At 66.9% G+C, this 22,036-nt stretch carries 24 protein-coding genes; 11 read left to right on the top strand and 13 right to left on the bottom strand.

Translation table 11 applies throughout. From position 1 onward, the window contains the following. Positions 1 to 39 precede the first annotated feature (39 nt). Together norM and fumC are read left to right on the top strand one after the other, a co-directional pair. Positions 40 to 1,428, top strand: coding sequence for a multidrug efflux MATE transporter NorM (gene norM / locus KEC55_RS05275; RefSeq protein WP_282507039.1), 1,389 nt, complete (start codon positions 40 to 42; stop codon positions 1,426 to 1,428). A 155-nt stretch (positions 1,429 to 1,583) separates the two neighbouring features. Further along, on the top strand, positions 1,584 to 2,978 hold the full coding sequence (gene fumC / locus KEC55_RS05270) for a class II fumarate hydratase (RefSeq protein ID WP_282507038.1): 1,395 nt from the start codon (positions 1,584 to 1,586) through the stop codon (positions 2,976 to 2,978). A 46-nt stretch (positions 2,979 to 3,024) separates the two neighbouring features. On the opposite strand, the gene KEC55_RS05265 is transcribed toward fumC, so the two are convergent. Beyond that, positions 3,025 to 3,537 carry an acyl-CoA thioesterase gene (locus tag KEC55_RS05265; RefSeq protein ID WP_012328135.1) on the bottom strand — a complete coding sequence of 171 codons (513 nt, stop codon included), beginning with the start codon at positions 3,535 to 3,537 and terminating at the stop codon, positions 3,025 to 3,027. A gap of 130 nt (positions 3,538 to 3,667) precedes the next feature. Next, positions 3,668 to 3,811: a hypothetical protein gene (locus KEC55_RS05260; protein WP_282507543.1), complete on the bottom strand. Its 144-nt coding sequence runs from the start codon at positions 3,809 to 3,811 to the stop codon at positions 3,668 to 3,670. A gap of 183 nt (positions 3,812 to 3,994) precedes the next feature. Between KEC55_RS05260 and KEC55_RS05255 the strand changes: the two genes are divergently transcribed. After that, a complete protein-coding gene (locus tag KEC55_RS05255) occupies positions 3,995 to 4,702 on the top strand; it encodes an ArsR/SmtB family transcription factor (RefSeq protein WP_176046814.1) in 708 nt (235 codons plus the stop codon). Between the two features lie 150 nt (positions 4,703 to 4,852). Further along, entirely contained in the window at positions 4,853 to 7,453 is a 2,601-nt protein-coding gene (locus KEC55_RS05250) for a DUF6600 domain-containing protein (protein ID WP_282507037.1), read from the top strand. Positions 7,454 to 7,553: 100 nt separating this feature from the next. On the opposite strand, the gene KEC55_RS05245 is transcribed toward KEC55_RS05250, so the two are convergent. Both KEC55_RS05245 and KEC55_RS05240 read right to left on the bottom strand, forming a co-directional pair. Further along, positions 7,554 to 8,525, bottom strand: a complete 972-nt coding sequence (locus KEC55_RS05245; protein ID WP_282507036.1) for a thymidylate synthase — start codon at positions 8,523 to 8,525, stop codon at positions 7,554 to 7,556. Positions 8,526 to 8,566: 41 nt separating this feature from the next. Next, a complete protein-coding gene (locus KEC55_RS05240) occupies positions 8,567 to 9,964 on the bottom strand; it encodes a sigma-54 dependent transcriptional regulator (protein ID WP_176046812.1) in 1,398 nt (465 codons plus the stop codon). A 504-nt stretch (positions 9,965 to 10,468) separates the two neighbouring features. Here KEC55_RS05240 and KEC55_RS05235 point away from each other — a divergent pair. Then, the gene (locus KEC55_RS05235) at positions 10,469 to 10,795 is read left to right on the top strand and encodes a hypothetical protein (protein ID WP_282507035.1); all 327 of its coding nucleotides are present in this window, start codon (positions 10,469 to 10,471) and stop codon (positions 10,793 to 10,795) included. A gap of 26 nt (positions 10,796 to 10,821) precedes the next feature. On the opposite strand, the gene KEC55_RS05230 is transcribed toward KEC55_RS05235, so the two are convergent. After that, positions 10,822 to 11,058, bottom strand: coding sequence for a hypothetical protein (locus tag KEC55_RS05230; protein WP_282507034.1), 237 nt, complete (start codon positions 11,056 to 11,058; stop codon positions 10,822 to 10,824). Between KEC55_RS05230 and KEC55_RS05225 the strand changes: the two genes are divergently transcribed. Beyond that, positions 11,057 to 11,557, top strand: a complete 501-nt coding sequence (locus KEC55_RS05225; protein WP_282507033.1) for a dihydrofolate reductase — start codon at positions 11,057 to 11,059, stop codon at positions 11,555 to 11,557. The genes KEC55_RS05230 and KEC55_RS05225 overlap by 2 nt on opposite strands. A gap of 91 nt (positions 11,558 to 11,648) precedes the next feature. Here KEC55_RS05225 and pmbA read toward each other — a convergent pair whose 3' ends face one another. After that, a complete protein-coding gene (gene pmbA / locus KEC55_RS05220; RefSeq protein WP_282507032.1) occupies positions 11,649 to 13,019 on the bottom strand; it encodes a metalloprotease PmbA in 1,371 nt (456 codons plus the stop codon). A 127-nt stretch (positions 13,020 to 13,146) separates the two neighbouring features. Here pmbA and yjgA point away from each other — a divergent pair, with 127 nt between their 5' ends. Both yjgA and mog read left to right on the top strand, forming a co-directional pair. Beyond that, positions 13,147 to 13,749: a ribosome biogenesis factor YjgA gene (gene yjgA / locus KEC55_RS05215; protein WP_282507030.1), complete on the top strand. Its 603-nt coding sequence runs from the start codon at positions 13,147 to 13,149 to the stop codon at positions 13,747 to 13,749. Next, positions 13,733 to 14,341: a molybdopterin adenylyltransferase gene (gene mog / locus KEC55_RS05210; protein WP_176046807.1), complete on the top strand. Its 609-nt coding sequence runs from the start codon at positions 13,733 to 13,735 to the stop codon at positions 14,339 to 14,341. Before yjgA ends, mog begins: the two co-directional genes overlap by 17 nt. A gap of 34 nt (positions 14,342 to 14,375) precedes the next feature. On the opposite strand, the gene orn is transcribed toward mog, so the two are convergent. Next, the gene (orn, locus tag KEC55_RS05205) at positions 14,376 to 14,996 is read right to left on the bottom strand and encodes an oligoribonuclease (RefSeq protein ID WP_282507028.1); all 621 of its coding nucleotides are present in this window, start codon (positions 14,994 to 14,996) and stop codon (positions 14,376 to 14,378) included. A gap of 117 nt (positions 14,997 to 15,113) precedes the next feature. Here orn and KEC55_RS05200 point away from each other — a divergent pair, with 117 nt between their 5' ends. From KEC55_RS05200 to KEC55_RS05190, 3 genes are all read left to right on the top strand, one after another. Beyond that, positions 15,114 to 16,373 carry a M48 family metallopeptidase gene (locus KEC55_RS05200; protein ID WP_282507027.1) on the top strand — a complete coding sequence of 420 codons (1,260 nt, stop codon included), beginning with the start codon at positions 15,114 to 15,116 and terminating at the stop codon, positions 16,371 to 16,373. Continuing rightward, positions 16,370 to 17,311: a ribosome small subunit-dependent GTPase A gene (rsgA, locus tag KEC55_RS05195; RefSeq protein WP_282507026.1), complete on the top strand. Its 942-nt coding sequence runs from the start codon at positions 16,370 to 16,372 to the stop codon at positions 17,309 to 17,311. The genes KEC55_RS05200 and rsgA overlap by 4 nt, the downstream gene beginning before the upstream one ends. Before the next feature lie 63 nt (positions 17,312 to 17,374). Further along, positions 17,375 to 17,692: a DUF2007 domain-containing protein gene (locus KEC55_RS05190; protein WP_282507025.1), complete on the top strand. Its 318-nt coding sequence runs from the start codon at positions 17,375 to 17,377 to the stop codon at positions 17,690 to 17,692. Between the two features lie 69 nt (positions 17,693 to 17,761). Here the strand turns inward: KEC55_RS05190 and KEC55_RS05185 are convergent, their stop codons facing one another. The 6 genes from KEC55_RS05185 to rpsP all read right to left on the bottom strand — a co-directional run bounded on the left by KEC55_RS05185 (position 17,762) and on the right by rpsP (position 21,891). Further along, a complete protein-coding gene (locus KEC55_RS05185) occupies positions 17,762 to 18,700 on the bottom strand; it encodes a CobD/CbiB family protein (RefSeq protein WP_176046803.1) in 939 nt (312 codons plus the stop codon). 120 nt (positions 18,701 to 18,820) lie between these two features. Then, a complete protein-coding gene (locus tag KEC55_RS05180) occupies positions 18,821 to 19,507 on the bottom strand; it encodes a CoA pyrophosphatase (RefSeq protein ID WP_282507019.1) in 687 nt (228 codons plus the stop codon). 87 nt (positions 19,508 to 19,594) lie between these two features. Continuing rightward, positions 19,595 to 19,987: a 50S ribosomal protein L19 gene (gene rplS / locus KEC55_RS05175; protein ID WP_048249607.1), complete on the bottom strand. Its 393-nt coding sequence runs from the start codon at positions 19,985 to 19,987 to the stop codon at positions 19,595 to 19,597. A gap of 133 nt (positions 19,988 to 20,120) precedes the next feature. Continuing rightward, positions 20,121 to 20,915: a tRNA (guanosine(37)-N1)-methyltransferase TrmD gene (gene trmD / locus KEC55_RS05170; protein ID WP_043181891.1), complete on the bottom strand. Its 795-nt coding sequence runs from the start codon at positions 20,913 to 20,915 to the stop codon at positions 20,121 to 20,123. 1 nt (position 20,916) lies between these two features. Then, positions 20,917 to 21,594 (bottom strand): ribosome maturation factor RimM, encoded by a 678-nt coding sequence (gene rimM, locus KEC55_RS05165; RefSeq protein WP_282507016.1) that lies wholly within the window; start codon positions 21,592 to 21,594, stop codon positions 20,917 to 20,919. 42 nt (positions 21,595 to 21,636) lie between these two features. Next, a complete protein-coding gene (gene rpsP / locus KEC55_RS05160) occupies positions 21,637 to 21,891 on the bottom strand; it encodes a 30S ribosomal protein S16 (protein WP_006476550.1) in 255 nt (84 codons plus the stop codon). Positions 21,892 to 22,036: the final 145 nt, after the last annotated feature.

Here is a 22,036-nt window from a genome sequence, read left to right as displayed (position 1 = left end):
CATAGAGCGCGGGCTCGCACCCGCGCGAGCGCCCATTCCATGTCGCATTCCGGTCTTACGCGGACGGTCGCCGCGCCGCCGTCGCTATCCAGTCACGCCGCCGATACCGCACGCCTCGCCGCGCCGCTCGCGATCGCGCAACTCTCGCAGATGGCGATGAGCGTCACCGACACGGTGCTGCTCGGTTCGCTCGGCCCCGATTCGCTCGCAGCGGGCGGACTGGGCGCTAACTTCTTCTTCGTCATCGTGACCGTGCTGCAAGGCGTGCTGTCGTCGGTGAGCGTCAGCGTCGCGCACGCGCGCGGCGCCAAAGCCGACGAGCGCGTACCGCACATCTACTGGACCGGCTTCGCGCTGTCCGTGCTGCTCGCGATTCCGGCCATCATCGCGCTGTCGCTGTCCGAACCGATCCTGCTGATGTTCCACGAGCCGCCATTGCTCGCGCATCACGTCGGCGAATACACGGGCATCCTGCGCTTCGCCGCGCTCGGCAGCCTGATCGGCGTCGGGTTGATGCGTGCATTCCTGCCGGCGATCGGCGCGGCGCGGCGGCTGCTGTGGGTGTCGATCGGCGGCGTCGGCGTCAACGGCGTGCTCAACTACGGGCTGATCCACGGCGCGTTCGGGCTGCCGCGCCTCGGCTTCCTCGGTTCGGCGGTCGCAACGACGATCACGATCTGGCTTACCGCGCTCGCACTGATCTGGCTGCTGCACGGCCGGCAACGCTTCCGTCATTTCGTCACCGCCGCGCGCCCGAAGCTGCCCATGATGGGCGAACTGATCGGCATCGGCTGGCCAGTGGCGATCACGTACGGGGTCGAGTCGACGCTGTTCCTCGCAACCGGCCTGACCATCGGCGTGCTCGGTGCGACGTCGCTGGCCGCGCACCAGATCGCGCTGAACGTCGCGTCGGTCGCGTTCATGGTGCCGCTCGCGATCGGCCAGGCCGCCAACGTGCGGGTCGGCTACTGGGTCGGCGCAGGGGCGCCCGTCGCCGCGCGGCACGCGGGCTTCGTCGCACTCGGGCTCGGTGTCGCGTTCATGACGCTGTCGGGCATCGTGCTGATCGTCGCGCCGCATGCGATCGTCGGCCTGTACCTGAACCTCGACGATCCGTCGAACGCGGCCACCGTGTCGCTTGCCGCGTCGCTGCTCGGCATCGCCGCGGTGTTCCAGATCGTCGACGGCGCGCAGACCGTCGCGTCGGGCGCGTTGCGCGGCCTGAAGGACACGCGCATCCCGATGCTCGCGGCGACCCTCGGCTACTGGGGCATCGGTTTTCCGACCGGCTACTGGTTCGCGTTCCACGTAGGCCTCGGTGCCCGGGGCCTCTGGTGGGGCCTCGCGGCCGGCCTTGCCAGCGTGGCCATGCTGATGGCGTGGCGCTTTCATCTGAAGAGCGCGTCGCTCGTGACGTCGCCGCGCTGAGCGCGACACGACGCGAAATCCCGGCCGGCGCTATGCTTGTCGGCTGAACACCTCGAGACGCCGCGCGAGCGGCGCGACTGCCTCACGATACGCCCGATTACGTCTGATGCCGCGCGACGACGCGCGGCCTTTCCCCTTTCCAGGAGGAGTGCATCATGAACGAAGCAGTTCGGATGGAACGCGATACGTTCGGCGAGATCGCCGTACCGGCCGATCGGCTCTGGGGCGCCCAGACCGAGCGCTCGCTGCAGAATTTCCGGATCTCGACCGAGAAGCAGTCGCCCGAGCTGATCCACGCGCTCGCGATCGTCAAGCGTGCGGCGGCGGCCGTGAACCAGTCGCTCGGCGTACTCGCCGACGACAAGGCGCGCGCGATCATCGACGCGGCCGACGAGATCATCGCCGGCAAGCATCCGCGCGAATTCCCGCTCGCCGTGTGGCAGACGGGCTCCGGCACGCAGACCAACATGAACCTCAACGAGGTGATCGCGAATCGCGCGAGCGAGCTGATGGGCGGCGAGCGCGGCGAAGCGCGCAAGGTTCATCCGAACGACGACGTGAACCGCGGCCAGTCGTCGAACGACGTGTTCCCGACCGCGATGCACGTCGCGGCCGCCTACGCGATCGTCAACCACCTGCTGCCGGCGTTGCGCACGCTGCGCACGACGCTCGACGCGAAGTCGAAGGCGTTCGCCGACATCGTGAAGATCGGCCGCACGCACCTGCAGGACGCCACCCCGCTCACGCTCGGCCAGGAGTTTTCCGGCTATGTCGCGCAGCTCGACCAAAGCATCCGTCACGTCGAATCGGCGCTGCCGCACCTGTACGAACTCGCGCTCGGCGGCACCGCGGTCGGCACCGGGCTGAATGCGCATCCTGAGTTCGCGGTGCGCGTCGCCGACGAAATCGGCCGGCTCGCGAAGCTGCCGTTCGTGACGGCGCCGAGCAAGTTCGAGGTGATGGCGGCCGCCGACGCGCTGGTGTTCGCGCACGGTGCGCTGAAGACGGTCGCGGCCGGCCTGATGAAGATCGCGAACGACGTCCGCTGGCTCGCGAGCGGCCCGCGCTGCGGGCTCGGCGAACTGTCGATTCCGGAGAACGAACCGGGCAGCTCGATCATGCCGGGCAAGGTGAATCCGACGCAGTCGGAAGCCGTGACGATGCTGTGCTGCCAGGTGTTCGGCAACGACGTCGCGGTCAACGTCGGCGGTGCGAGCGGCAATTTCGAGCTGAACGTGTTCCGGCCGATGATCGCGCACAACGTGCTGCAGTCGGTACGGCTGCTCGCCGACGGCGCGCAGAGCTTCAACGATCACTGCGCGGTGGGCATCGAGCCGAACCGTTCACGGATCGACATGTTGCTGAACGAATCGCTGATGCTCGTGACGGCGCTCAATCCGCACATCGGCTACGACAAGTCCGCGCAGATTGCAAAGAAGGCGCACAAGGAAGGCACGACGCTGAAGGCGGCCGCGCTCGCGCTCGGCTATCTGACCGAGGCGGAATTCGATGCGTGGGTACGCCCCGAGCAGATGATCGGGACGCGGTAAAGGCAGGACGGCGGGCGCGGTGCGTCGAGCGCGGCGCCCGTCGCGGTCAGACCGCGCCCTTCGCGACTTCTTCCGGTTTCATCTCGACGATCTTGTCGAGCGCGGCACGCACGTCGGCCGCATATTTCGCGAGCACCTTCTGCTCGTCGGTCTCGGGCACGAACGGCGGCACCGGCACCGGGTTGCCGTTCTCGTCGACCGCGACGAACACGACGAGGCAATCGGTCGTCTGGCGCAGCACGCCGCCCTTCGGATCCCCTGCGTGCACGGACACATGGATGTGCATGCTGGTGCGGCCCGTCGCCACGACGCGCGCTTTCAGCTCGACCAGATTGCCGACCAGGATCGGACGCTGGAAACGGATGTTGCCGACGCTGACCGTCACGCAATAGCGGCTCGACCAGACAGCCGCGCACGCATACGCGACCTCGTCGATCCACTTCATCAGCGCGCCGCCATGCACCTTGCCGCCGAAGTTCACGGACGAAGGCTCGGCGAGGAAGCGGAATACGGTTTCGGTGCGGTCGAGGGCGGCCGGCACGGGGGACGGTTGGGACATCTTTTGGCTCCAGGCGGCAGAGGCGCTGTAATCGGGCCATTATACGTTGCGCTGCGGCAACGCGTCGCGGCAAGCCCGGTATGACGCGGCTGCGGCGGCTATACCGGGCAAGGCCGCGGATCGGCGCCGGTCAGCGGCGCACCGTGATGCCCTGGTCGATCGTCCCGTACATCTCGATACTGCCGCCCTGCCCGCCGGTGGCGCCCGCGCCACCCTGCGCACAGGCCGCGCAGACGAGCGCGGCGGCCAACATACAGAAAATCGTCTTCATCATTGCGTCGAGTCACATGCGGCGGCCCGCTGCCGCCGCGTCCGGCCATTCTACGCGTGCGCCGCAACGGGCCGCAGTCGTGCCTGCCGCCGGGACGCCGCCGCATCCGACATTTCATCCGGATGCGAAACATCGAATGCCCGCACCCACTACACTGCAACTCATCCCGCCTGACGAGAGACGACGATGACCGATCAAGACGACCACCACTTTCCGGGCCTGAGCCGCATCGGCGCACTGATCGCGGACCCCGGGCGTGCCGCGATGCTGTGGGTGCTGATGGACGGCAGCGCACGACCGGCCGGCGAACTGACGATGATCGCGGGGCTGTCGCCGTCCGCGGCAAGCGCGCACCTCGCGCGGCTGACCGAAGGCGGCCTGCTCGCGCTCGACGTGCGCGGCCGGCACCGCTACTACCGCATCGCGTCGGCCGACATCGCAGCGTCGCTCGAAGCGCTCGCCAACGTCGCCCGCGCGGCCGCGCCGCACCGCCCGGTTCCGCCGCCGACGCGCACGGTACCGGCCGAACTGCGCTACGCGCGCACCTGCTACGACCACATGGCCGGCGAACTTGCCGTCCGCATTTTCGACGGGCTCACCGCGCGAGGCTGGCTGCTCGCGGACGGCGATGCGATCGAGACCACCGAGCTCGGCACGCAGGCGCTCGCGCAATGGGGCATCGACGTCGCGCAGCAACGCACGCGCCGGCGCCGCTTCGCCTGCGGCTGCCTCGACTGGAGCGAGCGGCGCTCGCATCTCGGTGGCGCGCTCGGCGCGGCGCTGCTCGAGAGCTTCTGTGCGAACGGCTGGATCGAACGTTCCGCGCGACCGCGCGTGCTGCGCGTGACCGTGCCCGGCCAACAGGTTTTCGACGGGTGGCTTACGTCCGCTTGACGCCTGGATTGCGTCTGCACGACAACGGCGCGCGATGGACAGGTTTTGTTACATCGCGTGCCATCCGACTTACAAAACATGGGGCATTGAAACAGGCCAAGCGGATATTGTGAACTCATCGGCACGAATCGACGCGCCGCGATAACGACGATGACGCTCACCATGGCCACCCTGTTCACGCTCAAGCGAACCGCCCGCTACACGTTGCTCGCGTTCGCCGCGCTTGCGGCACTGCCGCCCGCATTCGCGCAATCGGCCGATGCGCCGCCGTACGCGGCCGCCTCCCGGCAACCGGGCGGCGACCCGCCCGGCCGCGTCGCGCGGCTCAACTACCTGTCGGGCGCCGTGACGACCGAACCGGCCGGCACCGATACGTGGTCGTACGCGGCGGTGAACCGGCCGCTGACGACCGGCGACCAGCTCTGGAACGATGCCGGCGCACGCTCGGAGCTGCACATCGGCTCGACCGCGGTGCGGCTCGGCGATTCGACGAGCCTGTCGGTGCTGAATCTCGACGACACGACGACGCAGCTGAAGGTCGGTCTCGGCACCGTATCGACGCACGTGCGCGATCTGCCGCATGGCGGATCGTACGAAATCGACACGCCGAACCTCGCGCTCGGCATCACCGGCCCCGGCGACTATCGCGTCGACGTCGCGCCGAACGGTGCGAGCACGACGGTCACGATGCGCAACGGCAGCGCGACCGTCTACGGCAGCAACGGGCAGTATCCGCTGTCGCCCGGGCAGCAGGTCGTGTTCACGGGCACCGACCTGCAGGTCGCGCAGCAATCGGCGGCGCCGGGCCCCGACCCGCTCGACCAATGGGCCGCCAGCCGCGACGCGGCCGAGGAGCGCTCGGTATCGGCCCGCTATGTGTCCCGCGATGTTCCCGGCTACCAGGATCTCGACGCGAACGGTACGTGGCGTGAAACACCGAATTACGGCTCGGTCTGGGTACCGAACGACACGCCGGCCGACTGGGCGCCGTATCACGACGGCCACTGGATCTGGCAGGCGCCGTGGGGCTGGACGTGGGTCGACGATGCACCGTGGGGCTTCGCGCCGTATCACTACGGCCGCTGGGCGTACGTGGACGACAGCTGGGCATGGGTGCCCGGCCCGATGGTCGTCAGCCAGCCGCCGGTCTATGCGCCGGCACTCGTCGCGTTCGTCGGCGGGGGCGGCGGTCCCGACTGGAGCGTCGCACTCACGGTCGGCGGCGTCGCCGCGGCCGGCTGCGCATGGTTCGCGCTCGGCCCCGGCGAACCCTGGCACCCGGGCTGGGGTGGCTGGAGCCCGCACTACTACGACCGCGTGAACCGCAACGTCGTGGTGAACAACGTCAACGTGAACGTGAACAAGACCGTGAACGTGACGAACATCACCAATATCACCAACATCAACAAGACGTACGTGAACTTCCGTGCGCCGCACGCGATCACGGCCGTGCCGGCCTCCGCGTTCGTACATGGCCAGCCGGTCGCGCACTTCTCGCAGCACGTCGATCCGCAGCAATGGCGCAATGCGCACGTCACGCCGGGCACGCCCGGCATCGCGCCGGTGCGGCAGAGCTTTACCGGCGGGCTGCGCAATGCCAGCTACCGTCCGCCCGCGGTGGTCGCGCAGCATCCGTACGTCGCGACGCGCAACCCTGCGGTGCCGGCCGCCTATCGCGACCAGGCAGCCGCCCACCTGGCCCAGCAAGGCGGGCGCGTGCCGGGCGCCGGCGCGCCAGTCGTGAAAACAAGCGTGCCGGCCGACTACCGGGCCCGCCCGGTCCGCGTGCCGGGTAACCCGAACGGCGGCGCGTGGGCGATGCACAACGTGCAGCTCGTGAATCCGCACGGCCCCGTCGTGCAGCCGTCACGCGCGCCGCACGAAGGCCAGCCGCCCGCCGTGCAGGCCGGACGGACGGGTGCGCCGGGTACGCCGGTGCCGGGCATGCCGAATGCCGGACGGCCGACGAATGGCGAACCGCCCAATGCACCGCATTTCGCCAATGGCGGCATGCCACAGGCGCCCGGCAACGCGACGCCGCATCAGGCCTTCGGGCCCGGCAACGGTGTCCCGCATCCGCCGGTCGCAAGCAACACGCCGCTGGGCATCGGCAGCGCACACGCAGCCGAGACGCCGTCACCCGCGTGGATGCAGCCGCACACGCCGATGGAGCGCCAGCGCTCCGCCCCGCCGACCGCCCTTCACGCGGCGGGCCAGAATGCGCTGCCGCCCGTGCGCAGTGCGGCGGTGCCGCATCCGGAAGGCGTACTGACGCCGCAAGGCATGCAGCCCGGCGGCCGGAACGAGGTGCCGCGTGCGCTGCCGCAACCGAGGATCGACAACACGGCGCAGATTGCGCAACCGCGACCGCGCCCCGATTTCCAGACGCCGGCCCAGCACGCGCAGCCGCAACCGGAACGGGCCGCCCCGACGCCGCAACCGCGCCCCGAATTCGCGCAACCGGCGCCGCACCGCGACATCGCGCCGCCGCGCGTGAACGAGTACCGGCCGCCGGCGCCCGCCGTGCACGACATGCCGCGCCCGCAGCCGCAGGCGCCGCGCATGGAGCCGCGGCCCCAACCCGCGCCACGCATGGAACCGCGTCCGCAGCCGGCGCCACGCATGGAACCGCGCCCGTCGATGCCCGCTCCGCGCATGGAACCGCGGCCGCAACCGGCACCGCGCGTCGAGGCGCCGCGCCCGAGCAGCCCGCCGCCGCAAGGCGGTCACGAAGAGCGGCATCGCCAGTAAGTGCCGCAAACGTGAAACAAAAAGCCCGACCGGTTTCAGCCGGTCGGGCTTTTTTCCGCGGGGCGCGGATCGATGAAACCGCGCGACCCGTACCGCGCGCTCAGACCGCCATCGGCGCAGTCAGCGGCTCATGGTGGCGATAACCGACCAGCGAGAAGTCGGACGGCTCGATCTGCTCCAGCCATTCGGGCGCATAAACGCCCGTCTTCGCGTATTCAGGCACGCGCTCGGCAATCTCGAGCCCCGGGCTTTCGTACGGCTCGCGCGTGAGCTGCTGCTGCAGCATGTCGAGCTGGTTCTCGTAGATATGCGCGTCGCCGATGAAGTACGTGAACCAGCGCGGCGTATAGCCCGTCAGCCGGCCGACGAGCGCCAGCAGCGCGGCCCCTTCCGTCAGGTTGAACGGCGTACCGAGGCCGACGTCGTTGCTGCGGATGTACAGGCACAGCGAGATTTCGCGCTTGGTCGCGTTCGGCAGGAACTGGTACAGCAGGTGGCACGCGGGCAGCGCGATCTGGTCGAGCACGGCCGGATTCCACGCGTGAAACAGGATGCGGCGGTCGGACGGGTTCTCCATGATCGTGTCCAGGCACTGGCGCAGCTGGTCGATCGCCTTGTACAGCAGCACCTTCGGCGCGCCGTCTTCGTCGAAACGCGTGACGATCCGGAAGCCGCGGCGCGTCGCGTCGGCGATCTGCGCGTCGGCGCCCGCGTCGAGCACCTTGTAGCCCGGCCACTGGCGCCATTGCACGCCGTACACGTCGCCGAGATCGTCAACGCCCTGGCGATACGGGTTCGCAAGCCACTGCGCGTTCTCGTTCGCGTTCGCGTCCCACACCTTGCAACCGAGCGCGCGGAAATCGGCCGCGCTGCGCGACGCGCGCAGGAAGCCGACCAGCTCGCCGATCGCCGACTTGAACGCGAGCTTCTTGGTCGTCACGGCCGGAAAGCCTTGCTGCAGGTCGAAGCGGAGCATCGCGCCCGGCATGCTGATGGTGCGGATCCCCGTGCGGTTTTCCTGCCAGGCGCCGGTATCGAGAATGGTACGAACGAGATCGAGATACTGTTTCATGCGGGTTCCTTCGGCCGCGAGGGCGGCCGTACCCGCCAATTTTAGCAAGCGTGGTGAGGAAGCTCCGGCAACGGCGCCGAAAACCCTGCCAGCGTGTCGCCGCGATCGCGCATCCCGTGTGCGCACATCAGCCGGTAGAGCGTGACACGCGACACACCGAGCTCACGCGCGGCATCCGCGAAACGGCCGCGGTGGCGCAGCAGCGCCTGCTCGATCGCCTGCCGCTCGGCCGCTTCCCGCGCCTCCAGCAGCGACACGGGCGCAAGCGTCGCGAAGTCGTTCAGCTCGAGATCGGCCGCGGTGATCATCCGGCCCTCCGACATCACGATCGCGCGGCGCACGCGATTGATCAGCTCGCGCACGTTGCCCGGCCACGAATAGCCGTACAGCGACGCGACCGCGTCAGGCGAAAAACCGCGCAGGCGGCGATGTGCATCGCCCTTGAAACGCTCGAGCATGTGGCGCGCGAGCACCTCGATGTCCTTGCCGCGCGCGCGCAGCGGCGGCTCCTCGATCTTCAGCACGCACAGGCGATGGAACAGGTCCTCGCGGAACCGCCCTTCGCGCAACGCGACTTCCATGTCGACGTGCGTCGCGCAGATCACGCGCACATCGACGGGCACCGACACGTGCGCGCCGAGCCGCTCGATCTTGCCTTCCTGCAGGAAGCGCAACAGGCTTGCCTGGCTTTCCAGCGGCAGATCGCCGATCTCGTCGAGAAACAGCGTGCCGCCGTTGGCGGCCTCGACGCGGCCGATCTTGCGCTGGTTCGCACCGGTGAACGCGCCACGCTCATAGCCGAACAGTTCGGCCTGCAGCAGCGTCGACGGAATCGCCCCGCAATTGATCGCGATGAACGGCGCCTGCGTGCGCGACGAACGCTCGTGAATCGCAACCGCCGTCAGTTCCTTGCCGGTACCCGATTCGCCGGAGATGAACACCGGTGCATCGGTCGCCGCGACGCGGCGGATCGTCCTGAAGAGCCCGAGCATCGCATCGCAGGTACCGACCATCTCGCCTTCGCTGCGCCCGGCGCCGACGGGCGGCGCAACGGGTTCGGTCAACGCGACCATGCCGTGCGCATGACCGACGGTCTCGACGATCCGCGACGTCTCGTACGGCATCGTCACATAGTCGAAGCAATAGTCACGAATGAGATGGCGCAACGTCGCGTCCTGCAACTGGCCGCGACGCGTCGCGGCGATCCAGCCGATGTGCTGGATGCTCAGGCAGGATTCGAGTTCGCGCAGGTCCGAGGGCTTGAAGCCCGGCGAGAAATCGAGCAGGCCGGCGGTTGCCACACCGTGCTGCACGACGCGCCGTACATCACGTACGGTCTCCGCGAGATCGACGCGCCAGCCGCATTCGTCGAAATGGCCGCGCAACGCGTCGTTCGGTTCGCGCGAATAGTAGATCACGTGCCGCTGATCGGCTCCCATATGCTCACCCCGTTCATCAACCGTCTAACGATTGCCGCGCACGTCAGGTCTCGTGCGAAAAGGATCGAATCGGGTCAGCCAGAGGTGGCTCGATTCGCCATGCCGATGCTCGGCAACGACAAAGCCTCGCATGATGGCGCTTATCTTGCGTCCAGTTATATTTTGGTCAAGACAGCTTAGTTATAGGCACCGAATACGACAAACCCGTTTCAGCGCCGACGGCGATGCGGCCCGATCGCTCAGGAGGTCGATGCAAGTCAATCATCTGCACATAGCACATGCGCAGCGAAGTGTTCGTTCATCAACACACGGGCCGATTTTCATCCTTGAAGCGTATCGATTGAATCCGCAGTATTCCCAAGCCCCCTCGTTTCAGGCCTGAAACATTTTCAGGCTTTTTCGGCCACAATTCGCAACGCTTGAGCGCGAATCGCTGTCGCGACAACGGTCCCGGCACGGTGGCATGTATTTCGCTGAATACGTAAACGACCGGAGACAGCGACCATGCGCAAACATCTTTTACTTTCTTTCGTGCCGATAGCGCTTGCGCTCTCGGCCGCGGGCCCGCCAGCACCGGCCCGCGCGGATGAAATCGCAAAACCGGATCGCGCGATACTGCTGGCCGAAAATGCGCCGAGCCTGCAGCACGGCAACGGTTTCGGCATCGTGACCGTGTCGGCACCGCAACCGCTGCCAACCGGCAAGTCAACCGTCACGCTGTGGGACGAGATCCCGCCGCCACCCCAACTGCCGATGCCGCTTCCGATACCGCAACCCGGCGACGTGCAGCACGCAATGGAAGGCAACGCGCAGAGCAATACGCGCCAGTGAGCGTGCGCCGGCCCATTCAATAAGGATTACGTATTGATTTGACGATTCGAACAGGCCGGCCGGCACCGATCCGTGCCGGCATCGCCGCTCCCGCAACACGAAAAGGTTTTGTGCTCCGTCCCCCGGCGGGCACTCTTTTTATTCGGTTCGTCGCCGCGACGCAATGCCTCGAGCGTCGCGGCGCGCAGCACGCGAAAGCCGATGCGCGCCGCCGTTCCGGTAGAATCGGCGCCATTCCGGTTTTCCTCTTCCCCGACCTTCATGACGACGTTGACCCTGATCGTCGCGCGTGCCCGCAACGGCATCATCGGCCGCGACAACCAGTTGCCCTGGAAACTTCCCGAGGATCTCGCGTTCTTCAAGCGCACGACGATGGGCGCGCCGATCGTGATGGGTCGCAAGACCCACGAATCGATCGGCCGGCCGCTGCCCGGCCGCCGCAATATCGTCGTCACGCGCGACGCAGCGAGGCGCTTCGACGGCTGCGACACGGTCACGTCGCTGGCCGATGCACTGACGCTCGCCGCACACGACGGCGTGCCCGAGGCATTCCTGATCGGCGGCGCGCAACTCTATGCGGAAGGCCTCACGCTCGCCGACAAGCTGGTCGTCACCGAGATCGATGCCGACTTCGACGGCGATGCGTCGTTCCCCGCACCCGACGCCGCACACTGGCAGGAAGTGTCGCGCGATGCGCACCAGGCTGCCGCGCCGAACACGTTCGGCTATGCGTTCGTCGTCTACACGCGCAAGCGCGGCTGACGCGTTTCGCAGTCACGCACGATGAAAAAAGCCCGACCGGCTTACGCCGGTCGGGCTTTTTCGTTGGATGGCGGCTGGCGCCGCGCGTCGCTTACTGCCCTGCGATCGTCATCTGCTCGATCAGCACCGAGCCCGTTTCCTTCGTGCCGCGCACGATCGAATCGGCACCGATCGCGACGATGTGCCGGAACATTTCCTGCAGCGTGCTCGCGACGGTGATTTCCTCGACCGGATACTGGATCACGCCGTTCTCCACCCAGAAACCTGCCGCGCCGCGCGAATAGTCGCCCGTCACGTAGTTCACGCCCTGCCCCATCAGCTCGGTCAGCAGCAGGCCCGTGCCGAGCTTCTTCAGCATTGCTTCGAAGTCGTCTCCCGCCTGCGTGTTCGAGCTGCGCAGCGCGAGGTTGTGCGAACCGCCCGCGTTACCGGTGGTCTGCGTGCCGAGCTTGCGCGCCGAATAGGTCGACAGGAAGTAGCCTTCGACGACACCGTCCTTCACGACGCTGCGCGCGCGCGTACGCACGCCTTCCTCGTCGAACGGTGCGCTGCCCATCGCGCGCGGTACGTGCGGATCCTCGACGACCTGGATGTGCGGTGCGAACACCGGCTTGCCGAGGCTGTCGACGAGGAACGACGTCTTGCGGTACAGCGCGCCGCCGCTCACGGCCTGCACGAATGCGCCGAGCAGGCCGGCCGCGAGCGGCGCCTCGAACAGCACGGGCACCTTGCGGGTGTCGAGACGGCGTGCGCCCATCCGCGCGAGTGCGCGCTCGGCCGCGTAACGGCCGACCGCTTCGGGTGCCGCGAGATCGAGCGCGCTGCGCTTCGACGAATACCAGTCGTCGCGCTGCATGTGACGGCCACTGCCCGCGATCGGCGCGCAGGCGATGTAGTGGCGCGAGTACGGGTAGCCGGACAGGAAGCCGCGCGACGTCGCAAGCACGAACTGCGAATGCTGGGCCGACACGCTCGCGCCTTCCGAATTGCGGATCTGCGGGCTGACCGCGAATGCGGCATCTTCCGAACGGCGGGCCAGTTCAACGGCCTCGTCGGCCGTCAGCGCCCACGGGTGGTACAGATCGAGGTCGCGCGGGTCGGTTTCGAGCAGTTCGGCCTCGGCGAGGCCGGCTGCTTCATCCTCTGCCGTGAAGCGTGCGATGTTGTACGCGGCGGCGACGGTATCCTTGATCGCGGCCGGCGAGAAATCGGACGTGCTCGCGTTGCCGCGCTTCTTGCCGATGAACACGGTCACGCCGACCATCTTGTCGCGGTTGTGCTCGATCGTTTCGACTTCGCCGCGACGCACCGACACCGACAGGCCGTCGCCTTCGGAGATTTCGGTCGCGGCGTCCGACGCGCCGAGTGCCTTCGCATGGCGAAGGATGTCCGACGCGATTTCTTTGAGCTGGTCCTGCGTGTGCGGGAAATAGCGCGCTTGTACGTCGAGATTGGCTGCCATCGTCTTGGTATCCGGTGGCGGGCGGGCGCCCGCATGGTCAAAATGTTGCGTATCCCGCGATCATAGCAAGGTCCGGGGCCGGACACAGACAAGCTTGGGGTGTCCGCGCCGCGATACAATGCCGCCCATGACACGCAAAACCCGAATCCAGCCGATCGAGCATGCCGTCGAAGACGACGACAACGGCTACGATCGCCCCAGCAAATCCCAGTTGAAGCGCGAGATGCACGAGTTGCAGGTGCTCGGCCAGGCGCTCGTCGATCTGCCGAAAGACGCCCTCAAGCGCATGCCGATGCCCGAAAGCCTTTCGGACGCCGTCCGTGAGGCACGCCGGATCACCGATCACGAAGGCAAGCGCCGCCAGCTCCAGTACGTCGGCCGCGTGATGCGCTCGCTGACCGACGACGAAACGGCCGCGCTGCGCACCGCGCTCGACGCGCAACGCGGCGTGAACAAGGCCGCGACGGCCCGCCTGCACTGGATCGAGCGCACGCGCGACCAGTTGCTCGCCAACGACGACGCGCTGACCGAATTCCTGCGCCAGCACCCGGACGCAGACATCCAGGAAGGCCGCACGCTGATCCGCAACGCCCGCAAGGAAGCGCAGCAAGGCAAGCCGCCGCGCTATTTCCGCGAGTTGTTCCAGTGGATCAAGACCTCGAGCGGCACGCCCGATGCGGGTGACGACGCGGCGGACGACGCCGAAGACGACCATGACGACGAAGCGTAATCACCCGGACGAGCTGATCGTCGGCCTCGTGTCGATCAGCGACCGCGCGAGCACGGGTGTCTACGAAGACAAGGGCATTCCGGCCCTGCAGGAATGGCTCGCCGGTACGCTGGTCTCGCCGTGGCGCGCCGAAACGCGCCTGATCCAGGACGATGCGCCCACGATCTCCGCCACGCTTGCCGAGCTCGTCGACGTCGCGGGGTGCGACCTCGTGCTGACGACCGGCGGCACGGGCCCCGCGCGCCGTGATGTGACGCCCGAAGCCACGCTGGCCGTGGCGACGAAGGAAATGCCGGGATTCGGCGAGCAGATGCGGCAGATCAGCCTGAATTTCGTGCCGACCGCGATCCTGTCGCGGCAGGTCGCGGTGATCCGCGAGACGGCCGACCATGCGGCGCTGATCATCAACCTGCCCGGCCAGCCGAAGTCGATCCGGGAAACGCTCGAAGGGCTGCGCGATGCCGACGGCAAGTCGACCGTGCCCGGCATCTTCGCCGCGGTGCCCTACTGCATCGACCTGATCGGCGGCCCGTACATCGAGACCGACGCCGCGGTGGTCGCGGCGTTCCGGCCGAAAAGCGCGCGGCGCTGAGCGTTTGCCGGGCACCGAACGCGTGCCGGCCCGCTCAGGCGGCCGGCGCGGACTCGCCTGCCGGCGCCGACGCGGCCGGAATCAGGAAATGCTCGCGGTAGTACTTCAGCTCGTCGATCGACTCGTGGATGTCCGCGAGCGCCGTATGCATCGCGCGCTTCTGGAAACCCTTGTAAATCGCGGGCTGCCAGCGGCGGCACAGCTCTTTCAGCGTGCTGACGTCGAGATTGCGGTAGTGGAAGAATTTCTCGAATTCCGGCATCCAGCGCGCCATGAAGCGGCGGTCCTGGCAGATCGAGTTGCCGCACATCGGCGACTTGCCGGGCGACACGTACTGCGCGAGGAACGCCTGCAACTGCGCGGCGGCGTCCGCCTCGGTCACGGTCGATGCGCGCACGCGGTCGATCAGGCCCGAGCGGCCGTGCGTCGACTTGTTCCAGTCGTCCATCTTCGCAAGCGTTTCGTCGCTCTGGTGAATCGCGAACACGGGGCCTTCGATCGCGATGTCGAGCGTGGAATTGGTCACGACGACCGCGATCTCGATGATGCGGTCGTTATCCGGGTCGAGGCCCGTCATCTCCATATCGAGCCAGACGAGGTTCAACTCGTTGCGCACGAGCGCGGGCTGGCTGGTGGAAGCGGCGGTATCGGTCATGAGTCATCCTGGAAAATGGCGGACGGCGCGCGGCGCCGCCCGGACGGCCGGCATCGCATCAGCGGGGCCGGTCCGCAAGAACATATAATTCTCGCATAGAACCCTTTGGCGCCTTCGATGTCACCCTTTTCGTTCACCCTGCTGTTCGCGATCGCCGTACTCGCGATGGTCATCACCAAGCTGTGGCTCGCGTCGCGGCAGATCCGCTTCGTCGCGGCGCACCGCAACGGCGTCCCCGCGCAGTTCAGCGCGACCATCCCGCTGACCGCCCACCAGCGTGCGGCCGACTATACGGTCGAGCGCACCCGGCTGACGATGCTCGAGATCGTCGTCAGTGCGGCCGTGCTGGTCGGCCTGACGCTGCTCGGCGGCGTCGGCGCGCTCGACACGCTGCTGACCGGCTGGCTCGGCCGCGGCTACGGGCAGCAGGTCGCGCTCGTCGCCGCGGTACTCGTGATCACGAGCGTGATCGACATCCCGTTCGAGTACTACCGCCAGTTCGGGATCGAGCAGCGGTTCGGCTTCAACCGGATGACGAAACGGCTGTTCTTCACCGACATGCTGAAAAACTCGCTGCTCGGCGCCGCGCTCGGCCTGCCGCTGCTGTTCGTCGTGCTGTGGCTGATGAACCAGGCCGGCAGCCTGTGGTGGCTGTGGACCTGGATCGTCTGGGTCGCGTTCCAGATGCTCGTGCTGCTGATCTATCCGACCTTCATCGCACCGATCTTCAACAAATTCGAGCCGCTGAAGGACGACGTGCTGCGCTCGCGCATCGAGTCGCTGATGAAGCGCTGCGGCTTCGCGGCGAAGGGACTGTTCGTGATGGACGGCAGCCGCCGCTCCGCGCACGGCAACGCGTATTTCACGGGCTTCGGTGCATCGAAGCGGATCGTGTTCTTCGACACGCTGCTCGCGCGTCTGTCCGGCCAGGAAATCGAGGCCGTGCTCGCGCACGAACTCGGCCATTTCAAGCGCCGCCACGTGATGAAGCGGATGCTCGTGTCGTTCGTGCTGAGCCTCGTGCTGCTCGCGCTGCTCGGCTGGCTCGCGCAACGCACGTGGTTCTACACCGGGCTCGGCGTCATACCGTCGCTCGACACCAGCAACGCCGGCGCCGCGCTCGTGCTGTTCTTCCTCGCGATTCCGGTATTCCTGTTCTTCGCGACGCCGTTCAGCAGCCTCACGTCGCGCAAGCACGAATTCGAGGCCGACGCATTCGCGGCCAGCCAGACCGACGCGCAGGATCTCGTCAGTGCGCTCGTGAAACTCTACGAGGACAACGCGTCGACGCTGACGCCCGACCCCGTCTACACGGCCTTCTACTACTCGCATCCGCCTGCATCGCAGCGGATCGACCGCCTGCTGCAACACGCATGAGCCGCCCGACTTCCCGCAAGCCGGCCCCGCGCGCGTCGAGCGCGCAACGGGTCGAAGGCCGCGTGATCGCGGCGCACGGGCGCCACTATATCGTCGCGCCCGACGACGGCGGCCCGATGCTGCAGTGCTTCCCGCGCGGCAAGAAGAGCGACATCGCGGTCGGCGACCGCGTCGTGTACGAACTCGCGTCGGCCGACCAGGGCGTGATCGTCGAGATCGGCGAACGGCGCAACCTGCTGTACCGCTCCGACCAGTTCAAGTCGAAGCTGTTCGCGGCCAACCTCGACCAGTTGCTGATCGTGCTCGCGACCGAGCCCTATTTCAGCGAGGACCTGCTCGGCCGCGCGCTGATCGCCGCCGAGGCGAACGAACTGAAGCCGCTGGTCGTGCTGAACAAGATCGACGTCGAGGCCGCGCTGCCGGTCGCGCGCGAACGTCTCGCGCCGTACCGCGCGCTCGGCTACGACGTGCTGGAACTGTCGGTGAAGGGTTCCCCCGACGACGCGCGCGCGCAACTGATGCCGCACCTCGCCGGGCATTCGACGATCCTGCTCGGCCAGTCCGGGATGGGCAAGTCGACGCTCGTGAACCTGCTCGTTCCCGATGCCGAAGCCGCGACGCGCGAAATCTCGGCCGCGCTCAACAGCGGCCGCCACACGACGACGTTCACGCGCCTCTACCCACTGGAAGGCGGCGGCGCACTGATCGATTCGCCCGGCTTCCAGGAATTCGGCCTTTACCACCTGACGGAAGGCCGCCTCGAGCGTGCGTTTCCGGAGTTCCGGCCGCTGCTCGCGGACTGCCGTTTCTATAATTGTCATCATCTGCACGAGCCCGGCTGCGCGATACTCGAAGCCGTCGCCGACGGCCGCATCGGGCCGACGCGGCATGCGCTGTACGCGCAGCTCGTGCACGAGGCGAGCCAGATCGTCCGCTAAGCGCGACATGCGCGCGGCGCCGGCCGGCACGCTGCGGGCCGGCCTTCACCGACAGGAGCCGCGATGCGCTTCAAGGCACCCAATCTCGCGACCGCGCAGCATTGGGCCAACGTGCTTCAGGTGGCCGGCATCGGTTGCGAGCTGCACAACTGCTACGCGACGGGCGCGCTCGGCGGCCTGCCGGCCGATGCGTGCTCGCCCGAGCTGTGGCTCGACGACGAACGCGACGACGCACTCGCGCGCCGGCTCCTCGATGCCGCATCGCACGGGCCGTCGGCCGGCGCCGCACCATGGCGTTGCCGGCAGTGCGGCGAAGCGCTTGAAGCGCAATTCACCGCGTGCTGGCAGTGCGGTGCCGTGCGCGACCCGCGCGACGATTGACCCCACAGCAAAAAGGCCGGCATCGAGCCGGCCTTTTCTTTCATCGAATCCTGATCCTGCACTGCTTCGTTACGACACCCAGACGGCAAGCGTCAGCATCAGCAGCAGGATCATCCACAGGATCACCGCGCGCCAGACGAGGCCGACCGCCGATTGCAGCGTACGCGGCGTGCAATCGTCGCCGACGGTCAACGGACCGCTATCGCCGACCGCCAGTGCATCGAGGCTCGACGGTTCCGCGAGCGGCCCCGCGAGACGTGCGCCGAGCGCCCCGCTGCCGGCTGCCAGCAGCACGCCGTCGTTAGGATCGGGCCACTGGCGCGTGTGATTGCGCCAAGCGTAGATCGCATCCTCGAAATTGCCGACGATCGCGAAGCCGAGCGCGGTCAGTCGCGCGGGAATCCAGTCGATCACGAAGAACGCGCGCTGCGCGAACGTCGAGAACGCGGCCGTACGGTCGTCGCCCGGCGTCGACCAACTGCGCGCGAGATATTCGGAAATCCGGTACAGCACGGCGCCGGCCGGGCCGATCGGCAGCACATACCAGAAGAACACGCCGAACACATGGCGATGCGATGCGACAACCGCGTGAATCAGCGTATGGCGGACGATTTCGCCGACCGGCATGTCGACCGTATCGATGCCCGTCCACTCATGGAGGATTTCGCGCGCACGCGGCACGTCGTCGTTGTTGAGCGCGAGGTGGATATCGGTGAAGTAATGGCTGAACTGGCGGAAGCCGAGCGTGAAATACACGACGACGACGTTCCACAGGAACGCGAGCACGAAGCTCACCTTGTACAGCAGGAAATAGATCAGCGCGACGATCAGCACCCACGGCAGCACGACCGCGAGCCATGCGAGGATGCCGTGCTTCTGCTTGCCGGCGTCGAGGCCATGCGCAACGGTTTCCGCATGAAACTGGAACAACGCAAACACCGGATTGCTCGGTGATAACGCGCGGACCTGTTCGATGATGAGTGCGAGGAGAACCGAAAAGAAAGTCATGCGTGGCGCCGTCTTCGGAGTTATGTCATTTTTCGCATAACGATAGCACAGCGTAAGCTCCGCATGGCTGCCGGCGCGGTCGCCCGGCGGCCGGCCGCGCGCGCCGGCCGGTGCGTGCGCCTAGCCGGCGGCCAAGAAGCGGTAGAGATTGCGAAACATGCCGGCAGTTGCGCCCCAGATAAAGTAATGCCCGCCTGGTTCGCCATTCGGATAGGGCATCGCAAAAAAACGACGCTCGCCGCCTTCCCAACGGAACACGCGGACCTGGTGGTTCGCAGGATTCATCAGGAACGCGAGCGGCACTTCGAAAATCTCGGCGACTTCGAACGTATCGGCCCGCACGGTGAACGGCGGATGCACGAGGCCGACCACCGGCGTCACGCAGAAGCCCGTGCCGGTCAGGTAGTCGGGCAGCGCACCGAGAATCTCGACACGTTCGTCGGCCAGCCCGATCTCTTCCTTCGCCTCGCGCAACGCGGTGGCCGTTGCATCGCGATCGAACGGCTCGCGACGGCCGCCGGGGAAGCTGATCTGCCCGGCATGATCGTTCAGGTGGTCGGCACGCTGGGTCAGCAGCACGGTCAGGCCCGACTCGCGGACGACGAGCGGCATGAGGACGGCCGCGCTACGCGGATCGACGCCCTCCTGCAGCCTCGCCTCGCCGGGCTCGACACTCCATTCGAGCGTGCGCGCGAAGCGTTCGCGCAAGCCGGAGGGCGTCATCAGCCGGGGATCGATGACAGGCAGGCCGGCACCGGTGCCTTCGACCGGCAGGACTTCGGGATCGATGATAGGGCGGCGATTCAATGGGGCTCTCGGGTTCGTGTCGTATCGAGCATATTGTCGCGCCAGAATGAAAAAAGCACCCGGGTGGGTGCTTTTTCCTTACAGCTCTTACTCTTGGGAAGCTGCTGCGGCGCGATCCTTCGACACCAGCTTTTCCTTGATACGAGCCGACTTGCCCGAACGCTCGCGCAGGTAGTACAGCTTCGCACGACGCACATCACCGCGACGCTTCACGACGATGCTTGCCAGCAGCGGCGAGTACGTCTGGAACGTACGCTCGACGCCTTCGCCCGACGAGATCTTGCGAACGATGAAGTTCGAGTTCAGACCACGGCTGCGAATCGCGATCACGACGCCTTCGTAAGCCTGAACGCGCTTACGGGTACCTTCAACCACGTTCACGTTCACGATCACCGTGTCGCCCGGGGCGAATTCGGGGATCGTCTTGCCGGCGAGCGCGCGCTCGATTTCTTCCTGCTCAAGTTTTGCGATCAGATTCATTACTGACTCCTTATGCCATCGTGTCGGCGTTGGCACCCGCCTGCTTCCAGGCCTGGCCCCGATAGAGGATGGATTCACATCAGGCGCCGCGCACGCATGCACGGCACCGCCAATTCCCGCTCGCGCAGCCGCCTCAGGAGGCGTTCTTCGCTTCGCGTGCGAGGTTCGCAAGCCACGCCTCGTCGGCACGGCTCAACAACTTCTCGCGGCGCGCCCGGACGATCAGGTCCGGCCGCTTCCGCAACGTATTCCGCAATGCTTCCTGCCGCCGCCACCGCTCGATCTCGGCATGATGCCCGCCGAGCAGCACGTCCGGCACGCGCACGCCGTCGTATTCCTCCGGGCGCGTGTAGTGCGGACAATCGAGCAGCCCGTCGGCGAAACTGTCCTGCACGGCCGACAGCGAATCGTTCAGCACGCCGGGCAGCAACCGCACGACGGCATCCATCATCGCCATCGCCGGCAACTCTCCGCCGGACAGGACGAAATCGCCGAGGCTGATTTCCTCGTCGACGCACCGATCGAGCAGGCGCTGGTCGATCGCTTCATAGCGACCACACAGCACGACGACACCGGGTTCCTGCGCCATCCGCACCGCGCGATCGTGCGTGAGCGGTGCACCTTGCGGCGACATCATCACGACACGCGTGCTCGCGATGCCCTGTTCCGCCTGTGCCGCTTTCGCGGCATCGATCGCGGCTTCGAGCGGCCTGGCCAGCATCACCATGCCCGGACCGCCGCCGTACGGACGATCGTCGACCGTGCGGTAGTTGTCCGTCGTGAAATCACGCGGGTTCCAGGTGCGCAACCCGAAGCGCCCTTGCTTGACGGCCCGGCTGGTGATCCCCCAGTCGGTCAGTGCACGGAACATCTCGGGGAAGAGCGTGACGACGTCGAACTGCACCGCGCTCTCGGTAACCTGGTTCATTTCAGTAATCGGCTTCCCAGTCGACGACGATGCGACGCGCCGCCTGGTCCACCGTTTTGACGTATACGCCGACGAACGGAATCAACCGCTCGTCGGTGGTCGGCTGACCGTCTTTGCCGGTCGCCGGATACTCGACACGCATGATCGAATGCACGCCATTGTCGATCATCCCGCTCACCTTCCCAAGCGCCACCGATTGCTCGTTGACGACGTCGAGACCGATCAGGTCGACCCAATAGAATTCGTCCGCGGCCAATGCCGGGAAATCTTCCCGACGCACGAACACGCGAAAGCCGCGCATGGCCAGCGCGGCATCGCGGTCGCTCACGCCCTCGAGTTGCGCAACGACGGTGTCGCTGTGCGTCTTCGACTGCATGATGCGGACGGAAAGCCGCTCCGCGCCGCGCTCCAGCCACCAGCGCCGCGCCTTGAGCAGCGCATCGCCGCCGCGACCGGCGTCGGCGTGTGCCGCCACCTTGACCCAGCCCTTCAGGCCATAGGCGTCGACTACCGCCCCGACCTCGACGGCATCGTCGGGCCAGGCTTGCGTCGCTTCGAGACCACCTTGCTCGGCAGCCTCACCGGCGCTCGCGACAGCGTCGCGCTCGACCGGCTTGCGGACGAATGCGCCAAACGACGCACGCCCGCGCCTTGCATTACCGGAATCGTGACCCGCCATCAATGCACCTCACAGCCGGCACGACCGGCACACCGTGCCATGTTAGGCAGCCGGTTGCGCCTTTTGCGCTTCCTTCACGAGACGCTGGACGGTCGGCGACAGTTGCGCGCCAACGCCTTGCCAGTACGTCAGGCGATCCTGAGCGATACGCAGCGATTCGCCCTTCGTGGCGACCGGGTTGTAGAAGCCGACGCGCTCGATGAAGCGGCCGTCACGACGGTTGCGCGAATCGGTAGCGACGATGTTGTAGAACGGGCGCTTCTTCGAGCCGCCACGAGCCAGACGGATGATAACCATATGATGTCCTTCGGAAAACCGGGTTCGAAACTACTGAAACACGCGATTATAGCCGGAAACCAGAGGTACAACAAACACTTACGCGCAAAAAATCCGCGGACGGCCTGTCGGGCGGGCATACAATCGTCGTGTCCAGGACGTTCCC

Origin of the sequence: Burkholderia cepacia (assembly GCF_029962485.1) — a bacterium.
Taxonomy (GTDB): Bacteria; Pseudomonadota; Gammaproteobacteria; order Burkholderiales; family Burkholderiaceae; genus Burkholderia.
This window is presented reverse-complemented; position numbering and strand designations above follow the sequence as displayed.